Raw genomic sequence first — 12,648 nt, 5'->3', positions numbered from 1 at the left:
GGAGCTCGAGGCCATGCGTCTCAACGACATCAAGGACAATCCCGGCGCCCGCAAGTTTCGCGTGCGCATCGGCCGCGGCATCGGCTCCGGCGTCGGCAAGACCGGTGGACGCGGCGGCAAGGGCCAGACGGCACGTACCGGCGTTGCGATCGGTGGCTTCGAGGGCGGTCAGATGCCGCTCCATCGCCGCCTGCCCAAGCGCGGCTTCAACAAGTTCGACCGCAAGGATTGGAACGAGATCAACGTCGGCGCGCTGCAGAAGGCCGTTGACGAGGGCAAGCTGAAGGCTGGCCAGACGGTCGACGTGACGGCTCTGGTTGACGCCGGCATTCTCCGCCGCCCCAAGGATGGCCTCCGCCTCCTCGGCACCGGCGAGATCAAAGCCAAGCTGGCGCTCACCGTGAACCACGCGTCCGCGTCCGCCAAAGCCGCCATCGAGAAGGCCGGCGGCTCGGTCAGCCTCATCCAGAAGAAGGTGCTGGCTGCCGACGAGGCCAAGCGCAAGAAATCAGCCGCCAAGAAGGCCGGCGGCTCTGCGAAGAAGGTCGCGTCCGCAGAGGAGTAAGGAATAGCGCTGAGCTCGGCGCCGCTCCGAGGGCGGCCCGCGCGCTTTTCTCCTTCCGGAGCATGACGATGCGGGGAGGGGGCTCGACGCGGCGGCCACCGGACACCAAGTAAGAAGGCTCACCGAGCCGGGAGATAACGACATGGTATCCGCTGCCGAGCAGCTTGCCTCGAACCTGAACCTTGGCGCCTTCGCCAAGGCTCAGGATTTGAAGAACCGCATCTGGTTCACGTTGGGCGCGCTCATCATCTACCGCCTCGGCACCTTCATTCCGATTCCTGGCATCGACGCGACCGCGTTCGCAGAAGCGTTCCGGTCGCAGTCGTCGGGTATCCTCGGTATGTTCAACGTGTTCGCCGGCGGTGCCGTCGAGCGTATGGCGATCTTCGCCTTGAACATCATGCCGTACATCTCGGCGTCGATCATCATTCAGTTGATGACGTCCATGAATCCGAAGCTCGAAGCGCTGAAGAAAGAAGGCGAATCGGGCCGCAAGCAGATCAACCAGTACACCCGCTATCTGACGCTGGTGCTCGCGGCTTTCCAAGCCTACGGCATCGCGATCGGCCTTGAAGGCTCACGCTCGCAGGCTGGCACCGTCGTCACCGATCCCGGCTGGTTCTTCCGCGCGACAACGGTCATCACGCTCGTCGGCGGCACGATGTTCCTCATGTGGCTCGGCGAGCAGATCACGCAACGCGGCGTCGGCAACGGCATTTCGCTGATTATCTTCGCAGGCATCGTGGCCGGCCTCCCGTCGGCCCTCGTCGGCCTGTTCGAGATGGCGCGCACCGGCGCATTGTCGACGTTCCTGCTTCTCGCGCTTCTCGCCCTGATGCTGGCCGTCGTCGCTGCGATCGTCTACATCGAGCGCGCGCAGCGGCGCCTCTTGATCCAGTATCCAAAACGACAGGTCGGCAACCGCATGTTCCAGGGCGATGCCTCGCATCTTCCCCTGAAGCTCAACTCTGCGGGCGTCATTCCGCCGATCTTCGCCTCCTCGCTGCTGCTGTTGCCGATCACGGCGGCGCAGTTCTCGTCGGCGCAGGGTGGTGGCCCTGAGTGGCTCCAGACCGTTGTCGCGGCGCTCGGCCGTGGCCAGCCGGTCCACCTGCTCGTCTACGTTGCGATGATCGTCTTCTTCGCGTTCTTCTACACGGCTGTCGTGTTCAATCCGAAGGATACGGCCGACAACCTGCGCAAGCACGGTGGGTTCCTGCCCGGCATCCGCCCCGGCGAGAAGACAGCCGAGTACATCGACTACGTCCTGACCCGCATCACTGTCGTCGGCGCGATCTACCTGGCCGCCGTCTGCGTCATGCCGGAGATCCTGACGTCCTACGCGGCCGTGCCCTTCTACTTCGGCGGTACGTCGCTTCTGATCGCCGTCAGCGTAACCATGGACACGGTGGCCCAGATCCAGAGCCATCTCCTGGCCCATCAGTACGAGGGGCTGATCAAGAAGGCTAAACTTCGCGGGGCAACGACGAGGGGCGGGCGTAGATGAAACTGATTCTTTTGGGTCCTCCCGGAGCCGGGAAGGGGACGCAGGCCGAATCTCTCGCCAAGCGCAAAGGCCTGATCCAGCTCTCGACGGGTGACATGCTGCGCGCGGCCGTAAAGGCAGGGACCGAGATCGGCCGCAAGGCCGAGGCCATCATGAAGAGCGGTGGCTTGGTTCCGGACGAAGTCGTAATCGGCATCATCGCTGACCGTATCGCCGAACCGGACTGCGCCAACGGGTTCATCCTGGACGGCTTTCCGCGCACTCTGAAGCAGGCAGCCGCTCTCGACGAGCTCCTCGATTCCAAGGGTACGATCTTGGACGCTGTCATCGAGCTCAAGGTCGACGACAATGCCCTCTTGGCGCGCATCGAGAAGCGCGCCAACGACACCGTAGCCGCCGGCGGGGCAGCCCGTGCCGACGACAACGCCGAGGCTCTGAAAACGCGCCTTATGGCTTACTATCGGGAGACAGCCCCGCTCATTGGTTACTATTTCGCCCAAGGCAAGCTGAAGTCGATCGACGGCATGGCCCCGATCGAGGAAGTTGGCCGCCAGATCGATACGATCGTGGGCGTCTGAGGCCTATGAAAAGATGTCACAAGAACAAGGCGCAGGTTGACGAAGTATTATGACCAAGCTACAACACCGCGCTTTCAGGACGATGAAACGGAAGGCCTGCTCCGTGCGGCGATCTTCGCCCGGACCAGACCAATCCGTGTTTTTTCGTTGAATAACAGATAAATAGCGGCCGCTTTCGCGGCATTTCAAGAAGACTTCAGGAGACCGAAGTGGCCCGTATAGCTGGTGTAAATATCCCGACCCAGAAGCGCGTTCTGATTGCGCTTCAGTATATCCATGGGATCGGGCCCAAGTTTGCAGAGGAAATCTGCAAGCGGGTCGGCATTCCGGCTGAGCGTCGCGTGAACCAGCTGACCGACGCCGAAGTTCTCCAGATTCGCGAGGCGATCGACCGCGATTACGTCGTGGAAGGCGATCTTCGTCGCGAAGTTGCAATGAACATCAAGCGCTTGATGGATCTGGGCTGCTACCGCGGCCTGCGCCACCGCAAGGGTCTCCCCGTGCGCGGCCAGCGGACCCACACCAACGCGCGCACCCGCAAGGGTCCGGCCAAGCCGATCGCCGGTAAGAAGAAGGCTTAATCCGTTTCATCGGCCGGCTCTGCCGGCCGACCACGTTGTAGCTGTCGCGAGCAGCATGTGATTTGGCCCGGCCGACGGGCATGAGGAGTTCGACCAAATGGCGAAAGAGGCACAGGGGCGTACGAAAGTCCGCCGCCGCGAGAAGAAGAACATCACGTCGGGCGTCGCCCACGTGAATGCTTCCTTCAACAACACGATGATCACCATCACCGACGCGCAGGGCAACACGCTCGCCTGGTCGTCGTCGGGCACGATGGGCTTCAAGGGCTCGCGTAAGTCGACCCCGTTCGCCGCTCAGATGGCTGCCGAGGACGCCGGCAAGAAGGCCATGGAGCACGGCATGAAGGTGCTCGAAGTTGAAGTGTGCGGCCCCGGCTCGGGTCGCGAATCCGCGCTCCGCGCGCTGCAGTCGGTCGGCTTCCAGATCACGTCGATCCGCGACGTGACGCCAATCCCGCACAACGGCTGCCGGCCGCGCAAGCGCCGCCGCGTTTAAGACCAAGCGAGTTCCGGGCCTCCCTGGGCGGGTGAATTAGCGGCGCCACGCTCCCGTCTCCGGCCCCGAGCTTATCCTCTGTTGGAAGCGTGCCGCGCTTGGGCGAGGCGGCACCCAGAACCGCTACGAGGAACCCCCGTGACGAACGTACTTCAGAAGAACTGGCAAGACCTGATCAAGCCGTCGAAGCTTGAGATCACTCCGGGCCGCGATCGCACCCGCGTCGCAACCATCGTCGCTGAGCCGCTCGAGCGTGGCTTCGGCATGACGCTCGGTAACGCTCTTCGCCGCGTGCTGCTCTCCTCTCTGCAGGGCGCCGCCATCAAGACCGTTCAGATCGACGGCGTGCTGCACGAGTTCTCGTCGATCCCCGGCGTCCGTGAGGACGTGACGAGCATCATTCTCAACATCAAGGAAATCGCGCTGCGCATCCACTCGGATGGCGTCAAGCGCATGGTGCTGAAGAAGGAAGGCCCCGGCCCCGTCAAGGCCGGCGACATCGAGACCGGCTCCGAAGTCGACATCCTGAACCCCGAGCACGTCATCTGCCACCTCGACCAGGGCGCGCAGATCCGCATGGAGTTCACCGCCGACATGGGCAAGGGCTACGTCGCCGCCGAGCGCAACCGCCCGGATGACGCGCCGATTGGCCTGATCGCCGTCGACAGCCTCTACACGCCGGTGACCAAGGTCTCCTACAAGGTCGAGAACACCCGCGAGGGCCAGATTCTCGACTACGACAAGCTGACCATGACCATCGAAACCGATGGCTCGGTGAAGGCCGAGGACGCCGTAGCGCTCGCCGCCCGCATCCTTCAGGACCAGCTCGCCGTCTTCATCAACTTCGAAGAGCCGAAGAAGGCCGTCGAGGAGAGCCGCCATCCGGAGCTCGCCTTCAACGCCGCCCTCCTCAAGAAGGTCGACGAACTGGAGCTTTCGGTCCGCTCTGCCAACTGCTTGAAGAACGACAACATCGTCTACATCGGCGACCTCATCCAGAAGACGGAAGCCGAGATGCTGCGCACGCCGAACTTCGGCCGCAAGTCGCTCAACGAGATCAAGGAAGTTCTTGCTGGCATGGGCCTGCACCTCGGCATGGAAGTGCCGAACTGGCCGCCGGACAACATCGAAGAGCTCGCAAAGCGCTTCGAGGATCAGTACTAGGACCAGAGTTTCCTCACCCCTTCGGGGGTGGGGCACGACCGTCCGCCGCAATAGGCGAGACGTTAGAGACTACGAGGTGAGGCCAAAGAACCTCCCCGTAACAACCTGAGAGAAAGAGAAACCTATGCGCCATAAGAAATTGGGCCGCCGTTTCGGCCGCCAGAGCGCGCACCGCCAGGCCATGTTCTCGAACATGGCGGCAGCGCTCATCAAGCACGAACAGATCGTCACGACGCTGCCGAAGGCCAAGGACCTGAAGCGCGTGATCGACAAGTACATCACGCTCGCGAAGCGCGGTGACCTGAACTCTCGCCGCCTCGCCGCAGCCCGTCTGCGCGACGAGGACATGGTCAAGAAGCTCTTCGACGTGCTCGCTCCGCGCTACAAGAACCGCGCCGGCGGATATTCGCGCGTTCTGAAGGCCGGGTTCCGCTACGGCGACAGCGCTCCGCGCGCCGTCATCGAGCTCGTCGACCGCGACGAGTCGGTCAAGGGCGCCGAGGACAAGGCCCGCCACGAAGCGCAGAAGGCTGCTGAAGCGAACGCTTAAGCGCCTCCGATACCGGAATCGAAAAGGCCCCCGATGCATTGCATCGGGGGCCTTTTCATATCTTCCCTCTCACTGGACCCGCCGAGCCGGCAGTTCGGGCGAAGCACGCGCCACGCGAAAGGGTCTCGCCGAAGGTGCAGCTTGAACGGGGGCACCTCTGACAGTAGGGATGTCGTCGCTCTACTGTGTGCTAGCGAAAAGGAAGCTACGCGACGAGCGTTGACGGCGCCGCTGTCTGCGCTTCGAGCAGAGCCTTGAATTCCACCATCCCGAAGGTGGCAACCACATTTTGGTTTTCGTCGAGAATTTCGTAGACGAGGGTGTCGACGTTGCGGTTGCTGTAGAAGGCGATCACGTCCTGATCGCCACCGCCCTCTGTGTGAGGCTCGCCATCGGCTTTACCCGCCACATAGCTTCCGACTGGACGGATCTCTTTCAGTTCGCCGTTGGGGCGGTAGATCCTCAGCTCCCCCTGCACCACGAACGTGATGTAGTCGGCTTTGTGCCGATGCATCACGATCCGCGAATTGGCGTCGAACTTGAACAGGATGTCGACGATCCGCTTTTCCTCGTCCACCGCGTAGATGTGGAAGGCAACATGGTCGAAGCCGTCGAGCGTGTTCCATTTGATGTTGCGGGTGTCGAAGGGAAGGGTGCCCATCGTGCGTTTCTCCATCGTCTTATTAGCTGCGACGGCAGGCAAATTTGCCGTCGTAGTCGATTTATCCGTCACGCCAACGTGACTTGTTCGGATGAATTACGCTTGCCATTTTGCGCCAACGGTCGCCCATTTTCGGAGCGCTCATGGCGCCTCGCCTTTCAGGTTTTACCCGGGCAAGCTCGCTCGGTCCCATCACCGACTTCATGGACCGGCAGGGCGGCTCCGCAGCCCGTGTGTTGAGAGGCGTCGATCTTCCGTTCGCTGTGCTCGAGCAGCCCGAGATCGTGATTCCTTTGCGGGCGCAGTTCCGCTTTCTTGAAAGCGCAGCGCGCGAAATAGGCGATCCTCATTTCGGCGCGCGCCTAGGGCAAGTCGTCAGAATGGCAAACTTGAGCGCGTTCGGCGCCTGGGTCTGCGCTGCCGAGACGCTGACCCAAGCGATGGAGCGGGGGCACGCTGGACTCAACACGATGCTCCAGACGTCAACAGTGCTTACGCTGCTGCGGAATGGTCCGAAGGTGCGGTGGTTTATTGAGTTCGTCGAGCCGGAGACGGACGGTCGGCACCACAACGAGCTTTTGGGCGTGGCCTATCAGATCGATGTCGTGCGGACATATGCCGGCCGGCAATGGCGCCCGGATGTCGTGCTTACCGCGCTCCCACGCGGATCGCCGCGCGCGGAACTCGAGGAAATTTTCGGCACGAATATATCGCACGGCCATCCTGTTCCTGGGATCGAGTTCGATGCTGCGTTGTTGGGGCGTGGCCTTTTCCGCAGCGCCGACGTTCCAGTGCGGCGGAGCCAAGCGGAGCCGCTGGTTCCCGGCAATGGCGATACGATCGGCACCATTGCGGCGGTCGCAGATCTCGCGCTTTGCGAAGGCTATCCGCGCGTCGATTGGGTGGCGGCCAAGCTTGGAACGACGCGGCGCTCGCTTCAGCGCCATCTGCGCGAACACGGCACGTCGTTCAATCGCATTGTGGAAGATGCCTTGTGCAAACGGGCCAAGGATTTACTGACGCAAGGAACGGTTCCCGTCACCGAAATTGCCTTCCAGCTCGGCTATTCCGATCCGGCACATTTCTCGCGCGCCTTCCGGCGCTGGACGGGCGTCGCCCCGACCGCCTATCGCGCGGCATAAGTCCCCGACACGAATCTCGACGTTGGTTGAAGGCGCTCAGAACGCGGCTTTGAGCGAGAACGGCCTGTGCCGATACACGATGTCCGTGACCTGCCACTCGTTTCCGGCCTTAGACATCAGCAGATCAACGGTCCGCTCTTCGTCGAAGTTCTTGAACTCCGCGCGGCCGATCGCGGTGCCGGCCTTCTCTTCGACGACCCTGAGATCGAGCTCCGTAACCTTGCAGTCGTTGCCGTCGATGAGAACATCGAAGTCCAGCTTGTTATCGTTGGACGCCTTGACGACTTTCTTCGCCAGCTCGGGTGTGAAGTACGTTTTGGCGATTGCCGTGAAATCGTAAGGCGGGCCCCCGTCGGCACTGCACATTTCAGCGACCTGTCCGTAGATCTCATCGAGGACGATCTGAGGATCGCTCCCTCCGGCTTCCGCTGCGGTGATCAGATGAAGTGTCGCTAAGCCGAGAACCGTGGACAGGGTCGCAAGACTGCGAAAGTGCAGGGCCATCGGCGGACGCTCCATCGGCGAGGTGGTGGACGTTGAATGAGCTAGCTCATCATAGCGTCGGAAATGATTTTCTGTAGCCGCGGATCGGTCACGGTAAAGAAGACTTCTTCGAGGCGGCGGTCCACCTCCGGGCGAGAGAGGAATGTACCGATCGCGTCGGCCGCCGCGTCGTGATCCCCGGCCAGATAGGCGGAGTGGAGATAAGTTCGGCCGCCTTCCCGCATCACCTGATGACGAAGTGCGGCCATATGAATGGCAGCAGGAGGGTCTGAGGCTCGGTCCCAGGCCGCGAGCGCCCGGGCAAGATCGCCGTCTGCCGTCACGATCATCGTAAGGACGTCGGTCAGGTCGAAGTCCAGCCACCATCCGGCCGGCCATTCGACGAGATCCAGCCGGGGCAGGCTCGCAACGAGGACTGCATCGAAGAAGCGGTCAATAAATTTCTCTTCTGTCTCGGGCCATTTGGCTCGCCAGTCAGCTTGCCCGAGACGCCGCAAGCAGATGTCGAGACCCATGGTGTCCGGTGGGTGGTTTAGCGCGATGAGCTCGAAATAGCGGGGCAGGAAATACCGCATCTCGCGCGCAACCGGTCCGTCATCCCAGTCGTGGGCCGAATTTGTGTACTCTGCGAGAAGGTCGGCGGGGATCTGACGCAAGGGTGTCTTGATGAGCTCGCGCTCGACGTCTTCGGTCATGCAACAATTGCAGTGACAAACGGAGAGCGTGGAAGCGGCGGGCCTGTAGCGCCCGAACACGCGGTAGGCTTCTTCGACAATGGCGGAGAGGTCTGGAGTCATGAGGCAGTGTCCGCGCGGCGCCACCGTAACGTTTGCACGTCGTTTTGCCGGAAGCTACCGGGCGAAAGGAGGGAGGCCCGTTACGCGCGTTACACGTCGATCGACTTCTTCACTTCGAATATGTCCATGATGCGCGCGCCACGGTGGGGGCCGTCCACCACGAAGGTCCACTTTCCTTCCGTGAAGGTGTCGCACATCTTCACGCCCTTGATCAGGATCCAGTGGCCTTCCTTGCCCTTGTGGATGGCCAGGATGTAGTGCGCCCAGGCGTTGCGCGGCTTTTGCATCCACGTCCACACAGTCGGGCGCTTCTTGCGCTCGAGATGCATGAAGGTCTCTTTCAGCACCATCTCGAAGCCGTAGACCGCGAGCGCCGCTTCGACCTCGTCGGCGTAGGTGCCCTTGACCCGGTATTGCAGGTCCGGCGGCAGCTTGCGGTACGCGTTGACGGCCGCCTCGACCTTGCTGATCGGATAACCCGTGATAGCGGACAGCACGTAAGGCCCGCAGAACGCCACGCGACCGGTGTCGTTGCGTGCATCGTTGAGCGATGACGTCATTGTCGGCGTTGAGATGTCGAAATCTGACATGGGCATTTCACGGACGGGAAACCGTTAACGAACTCTTGCCGGAAACGGTTTACGAAACGTTAACAGCCGTGGCGAGGAGGAAAATACACGGTACGGATGGTCCTCACGAGGAGGGGCAAATCTTCTGCAGGTTGAGCTGGTGGACCTCCTCGTAGGGCTCGAAGTAGGTGATCCACCCCGTGTTAAGCGGCCCCTGGATCAGCTCGCGTAACGGCATGGCGCGAAGTTCGGGTTCCGACTTGCAGCGCAGGAGCGCGCGGACGTATTGCTGCATCGCGCGATTGAAGCCACGGCTGTAACCGCCTGAAGCGATGACATCGGGATCGCCGTGGTTCGGCAGGATGCGCGCAGGGGCGAGCGCATCGAGCCGGGCGAGATCCGCGAGGTGAAGCTCGAAGTTTTCCGGCTCCACGACGTACGTGACGGTGTCTTCCATCGTGTCGCCCGCGAGCAGGATACGCTCATCCGGCCACCACACCACCGCCGCGTCGTCGCTATGAATGTTCACCTCGATGACTTCGAGCCGGATGTCGCCAACCTGGAGAGGCAGCGTCCCCGAAAAGGTACGCGACGGCATCACCAGGGGTAAAATGGCTGGCGGGCCTTCGTAGGTCGCCGTTTCGATGGCTTCGCGCCGGTTCCTAAGATGTGCAGCGGTTTTCTCTGTCGCGATGATCTTGCAGTCGGCGAACACGCCATTGCCGGCGATGTGATCCAGATGCCAGTGGCTCAACAGCACCTTGAAGGATGAGACGCCGTCCTTGGCCAGGATCTCGCGGATGGCCGACGCATGTTCGAGCGTGACATGCGTGTCGTAGACGAGCGCCTCCTGCCCGCTCACGATCGCATAGCTGGCGATGCCGAGCGCCAACGCGCCTTCGTCGACCCAGTTCTCGTGCTCGGCAAAGCGATAGCCTGCCACGCGCCCATCATAGAAGGCATAGATCGCCGGATGGGGCTTTAGTACGCGCATATGTCCCGTCACGGAGGCCAATCCCTCTTCAGCTCCAACGGCGGTTGGACCACATCCACTGCTCGGGGGCTTCGCGCACCCACGCTTCGAACTGCTTTTGCATCTCAACCACGATCCAGCGCACGTCCTCGCCGATGTTCTTCGTACGCGGAACGCGAAGCTCCTTGATCTCGATCTCGAACTTGGACGATGTGCCGACACGTTTGCAGCAGGACATCCAGACGCGGCTGCCGACGCGCCGCGCGATCATGGCGCCTATGGCCTGCGTCCGCGCGTCTTGCCCGAAGAACGGCACTGGAAGCCCGGTGCGATCATAAAGATCGCAGACCAGTCCCAGTCGTCCTCCGCGGCGGACGAAGTCTGTCAGGATGCGCGCCGTCTTCTGATCGTCGCCATGCTCGCCTTCAACCTTTCCGCGCCCGAAGAGGCCGCCGGGATAAAGGTTGCGCCGCTGCCAGCGCAGATAGCGGTCGATGTAGGGATTGTTGACCGAGCGATAGACCGCCGCCGGATTGGCACGGGCCTCGACGAACGGCCAGATCGAAAGTTCCCAGTTACCCATATGCAGCGAGACGCCGATCGCCGGGCCGAGCTTGTCCTTGTAGCGGCGGAAGAGCCTATCTGAGACGATCGTGATGCGCGTCTTGTCTTCGATCAGCCGATCGATCTGCATCGTCTCCGCCATGACGCGCCCAAGGTTCTCCCAGTGCGCCATGCAGATCCTCTGGCGCTCTTCTTCGGACTTTTCGGGGAAGGCAATGGCGAGGTTTGCGAGGGCGCGCTTGTGTCGCTTGGGGTTGACACGCGGGGCAAGAACCCGCCAGGCCCTGGCGGAGACCGAAGTCGCCGTGTCGAGCGGAAGAATGCGCACGAGGCCGACGATGGCGCGCAACAGCACGTACTCGAGGCGGAACTGCAGGTCGCGGGCGAAACTGGTGCGAGGGGCAGACATCACGTTCCTAAAGGCTCGGCTGCCCGAAGGCGCCCCGGGGCGTCGGGAATCTTCGGATGCCAACTGTCGAGGAAGGCGTCAAGGGCGGCGTTACGCGGCGGAATGACGGGTCATTGCTGCTTCCCGGCGTTGGGTCAGGCGGTGCGCGCCGTCCGGCAGCAGGAGTGAGGACACTTCGCGGGACGGCTGCAACCCCTCGCGGATTGCGAAGCGGCGGAGGGGGGGGAACGTTTTCAATGCAACTAGCCCCAAGCCTCGGGCCAGATGGACAGGAACGAGGTCCGAAATAAGCGAGCGGTTCAGGACGTCGATGGTCGTGATGCGCGAGGTCACGTCGGGACGGCGATGGGCGTTGTAGGCGGCGAGCGTCGACGCTTCGCCCGGGTCGCGCTGCTGTCCGAGGGCGGTAGCCACACAATCGGCAAGTGCTGCCGCGTCACGGAAACCGAGATTGAGGCCCTGGGCGCCGATAGGCGGGATGACATGTCCCGACTCGCCAACGAGCGCGGTGCGGTTCTGGCCATAGACCGCGGCTGTGAGGCCAGAGAGCGGAAACACCGCCCGGGGACTAATGTCACCGATGGTGCCGAGTAGACCCTGGAGCCGTTCTTCCAGGGCGGCCCTGAATGAAGCCTCATCCAGCGCGGCGAGGCGCTGGGCCTCATCCGGCCGCTCGACCCAAACCAGGCTCGACGCAAGGCCCGGTAGAGGCACGGTCGTGAACGGGCCCGACGGCCTGTGAAACTCCGTCGAAATGCTGCGATGGGGGCGCGAATGCGAGAAGGTTGTGGCGATGGCGGCTTGTTCGTACTGCCACGTGGTGGTGGCGATGCCGGCAGCAGACCGGCAAATGGAATTACGGCCGTCCGCCCCAACGACAAGCGAGGCAACGAGCGTATCGCCCTCCTGGGTCGAGAGCGTTGCGCTGTCTTCCGCGATCGCGACCTGCGCGATGCCCCGTGTCGCGCGCAGGGATACGCCACTATCGGACCGGCTGGCCGCATCGAGAAGCCCAGCAACCAGCGCGCTGTTCGGAACGTTCCATCCGAATACATCGAGCCCGACCTCGGCCGCAGTGAAGACCACTTCGGGCGCTCTCAGCAGCGCTCCCGTATCGTCGATGATGCGGATGGCGCGGATCGGCGCGCTAGAAGGCGCGATGGCCTCCCAGGCATTGACGTTCTTCAAAAGCTCGATGGAGCCGGCGAACAGTGCCGCTGTCCTGTTGTCGGGAGCATGCGCATGCGTGCGATGGGGAGGTGCCGCCAGAAAGACTTCGATTCTGGCTTTCCCAAGCGCCAGCGCGGCGACCAGACCCGCTGGCCCACCTCCGACAACTGCTGCTCTGAACTGACGGCTCATTGCTCCTCGCGCCCTTCCCAAGCGTCGCACATTGTCCCTTGTCCAGCAATGATGGCGGGATTTTTGCTCATCCGCAGTCTGAATGACATCGGAAGGTTCTCTATCAATTAGAGTAATTAGAATTTCATATAGTCATATAACTGACATCGAAATACGGAGGGGTGAATACGGGCGGGTGCGGGTCCGGCACTTAGGCCGTTTAGCGAAACTGTCACAAAGCCTTTTG

15 protein-coding genes are annotated in these 12,648 nt (G+C 62.2%); 8 read left to right on the top strand and 7 right to left on the bottom strand.

Annotated elements, in window-relative coordinates:
- Positions 1–13: 13 nt before the first annotated feature.
- The 7 genes from rplO to rplQ all read left to right on the top strand — a co-directional run bounded on the left by rplO (position 14) and on the right by rplQ (position 5,441).
- On the top strand, positions 14–565 hold the full coding sequence (gene rplO, locus VHO05_RS00275; RefSeq protein WP_329644606.1) for a 50S ribosomal protein L15: 552 nt from the start codon (positions 14–16) through the stop codon (positions 563–565).
- A 142-nt stretch (positions 566–707) separates the two neighbouring features.
- The gene (secY, locus tag VHO05_RS00270) at positions 708–2,072 is read left to right on the top strand and encodes a preprotein translocase subunit SecY (protein WP_329644605.1); all 1,365 of its coding nucleotides are present in this window, start codon (positions 708–710) and stop codon (positions 2,070–2,072) included.
- A complete protein-coding gene (locus tag VHO05_RS00265) occupies positions 2,069–2,650 on the top strand; it encodes an adenylate kinase (RefSeq protein WP_329644604.1) in 582 nt (193 codons plus the stop codon). Before secY ends, VHO05_RS00265 begins: the two co-directional genes overlap by 4 nt.
- Before the next feature lie 209 nt (positions 2,651–2,859).
- Entirely contained in the window at positions 2,860–3,231 is a 372-nt protein-coding gene (gene rpsM, locus VHO05_RS00260) for a 30S ribosomal protein S13 (protein WP_291181622.1), read from the top strand.
- A 97-nt stretch (positions 3,232–3,328) separates the two neighbouring features.
- Positions 3,329–3,727: a 30S ribosomal protein S11 gene (rpsK, locus tag VHO05_RS00255; protein WP_020087346.1), complete on the top strand. Its 399-nt coding sequence runs from the start codon at positions 3,329–3,331 to the stop codon at positions 3,725–3,727.
- A gap of 138 nt (positions 3,728–3,865) precedes the next feature.
- On the top strand, positions 3,866–4,891 hold the full coding sequence (locus VHO05_RS00250; RefSeq protein WP_329644603.1) for a DNA-directed RNA polymerase subunit alpha: 1,026 nt from the start codon (positions 3,866–3,868) through the stop codon (positions 4,889–4,891).
- Between the two features lie 124 nt (positions 4,892–5,015).
- Complete coding sequence (gene rplQ / locus VHO05_RS00245; RefSeq protein WP_329644602.1) at positions 5,016–5,441, top strand: 50S ribosomal protein L17; 426 nt, start codon at positions 5,016–5,018, stop codon at positions 5,439–5,441.
- A gap of 205 nt (positions 5,442–5,646) precedes the next feature.
- Here the strand turns inward: rplQ and VHO05_RS00240 are convergent, their stop codons facing one another.
- Positions 5,647–6,102 carry a regulator gene (locus VHO05_RS00240; RefSeq protein ID WP_329644601.1) on the bottom strand — a complete coding sequence of 152 codons (456 nt, stop codon included), beginning with the start codon at positions 6,100–6,102 and terminating at the stop codon, positions 5,647–5,649.
- A 143-nt stretch (positions 6,103–6,245) separates the two neighbouring features.
- On the opposite strand from VHO05_RS00240, the gene VHO05_RS00235 reads away from it, so the two are divergent.
- Entirely contained in the window at positions 6,246–7,244 is a 999-nt protein-coding gene (locus VHO05_RS00235) for an AraC family transcriptional regulator (protein ID WP_329644600.1), read from the top strand.
- Between the two features lie 36 nt (positions 7,245–7,280).
- On the opposite strand, the gene VHO05_RS00230 is transcribed toward VHO05_RS00235, so the two are convergent.
- From VHO05_RS00230 to VHO05_RS00205, 6 genes are all read right to left on the bottom strand, one after another.
- Entirely contained in the window at positions 7,281–7,748 is a 468-nt protein-coding gene (locus VHO05_RS00230) for a hypothetical protein (protein WP_329644599.1), read from the bottom strand.
- Positions 7,749–7,789: 41 nt separating this feature from the next.
- Positions 7,790–8,545 (bottom strand): hypothetical protein, encoded by a 756-nt coding sequence (locus VHO05_RS00225; protein ID WP_329644598.1) that lies wholly within the window; start codon positions 8,543–8,545, stop codon positions 7,790–7,792.
- 89 nt (positions 8,546–8,634) lie between these two features.
- On the bottom strand, positions 8,635–9,135 hold the full coding sequence (locus VHO05_RS00220) for a hypothetical protein (protein WP_329644597.1): 501 nt from the start codon (positions 9,133–9,135) through the stop codon (positions 8,635–8,637).
- A gap of 103 nt (positions 9,136–9,238) precedes the next feature.
- On the bottom strand, positions 9,239–10,120 hold the full coding sequence (locus tag VHO05_RS00215; protein WP_329644596.1) for an MBL fold metallo-hydrolase: 882 nt from the start codon (positions 10,118–10,120) through the stop codon (positions 9,239–9,241).
- A 16-nt stretch (positions 10,121–10,136) separates the two neighbouring features.
- On the bottom strand, positions 10,137–11,060 hold the full coding sequence (locus VHO05_RS00210) for a lipid A biosynthesis acyltransferase (protein WP_329644595.1): 924 nt from the start codon (positions 11,058–11,060) through the stop codon (positions 10,137–10,139).
- A gap of 90 nt (positions 11,061–11,150) precedes the next feature.
- On the bottom strand, positions 11,151–12,422 hold the full coding sequence (locus VHO05_RS00205; protein ID WP_329644594.1) for a UbiH/UbiF family hydroxylase: 1,272 nt from the start codon (positions 12,420–12,422) through the stop codon (positions 11,151–11,153).
- Positions 12,423–12,648: the final 226 nt, after the last annotated feature.

The sequence above is a fragment of the Hyphomicrobium sp. genome, from assembly GCF_036262015.1.
GTDB lineage: Bacteria > Pseudomonadota > Alphaproteobacteria > Rhizobiales > Hyphomicrobiaceae > Hyphomicrobium_C.
This window is presented reverse-complemented; position numbering and strand designations above follow the sequence as displayed.

Bases quoted from the DNA above. Each gene is read 5' to 3' on its own strand.
- rplO (WP_329644606.1), top strand. From the start codon at position 14: ATGCGTCTCAACGACATCAAGGACAATCCCGGCGCCCGCAAGTTTCGC.
- secY (WP_329644605.1), top strand. From the start codon at position 708: ATGGTATCCGCTGCCGAGCAGCTTGCCTCGAACCTGAACCTTGGCGCC.
- VHO05_RS00265 (WP_329644604.1), top strand. From the start codon at position 2,069: ATGAAACTGATTCTTTTGGGTCCTCCCGGAGCCGGGAAGGGGACGCAG.
- rpsK (WP_020087346.1), top strand. From the start codon at position 3,329: ATGGCGAAAGAGGCACAGGGGCGTACGAAAGTCCGCCGCCGCGAGAAG.
- rplQ (WP_329644602.1), top strand. From the start codon at position 5,016: ATGCGCCATAAGAAATTGGGCCGCCGTTTCGGCCGCCAGAGCGCGCAC.
- VHO05_RS00240 (WP_329644601.1), bottom strand. From the start codon at position 6,102: ATGGGCACCCTTCCCTTCGACACCCGCAACATCAAATGGAACACGCTC.
- VHO05_RS00235 (WP_329644600.1), top strand. From the start codon at position 6,246: ATGGCGCCTCGCCTTTCAGGTTTTACCCGGGCAAGCTCGCTCGGTCCC.
- VHO05_RS00230 (WP_329644599.1), bottom strand. From the start codon at position 7,748: ATGGCCCTGCACTTTCGCAGTCTTGCGACCCTGTCCACGGTTCTCGGC.
- VHO05_RS00225 (WP_329644598.1), bottom strand. From the start codon at position 8,545: ATGACTCCAGACCTCTCCGCCATTGTCGAAGAAGCCTACCGCGTGTTC.
- VHO05_RS00220 (WP_329644597.1), bottom strand. From the start codon at position 9,135: ATGTCAGATTTCGACATCTCAACGCCGACAATGACGTCATCGCTCAAC.
- VHO05_RS00210 (WP_329644595.1), bottom strand. From the start codon at position 11,060: ATGTCTGCCCCTCGCACCAGTTTCGCCCGCGACCTGCAGTTCCGCCTC.
- VHO05_RS00205 (WP_329644594.1), bottom strand. From the start codon at position 12,422: ATGAGCCGTCAGTTCAGAGCAGCAGTTGTCGGAGGTGGGCCAGCGGGT.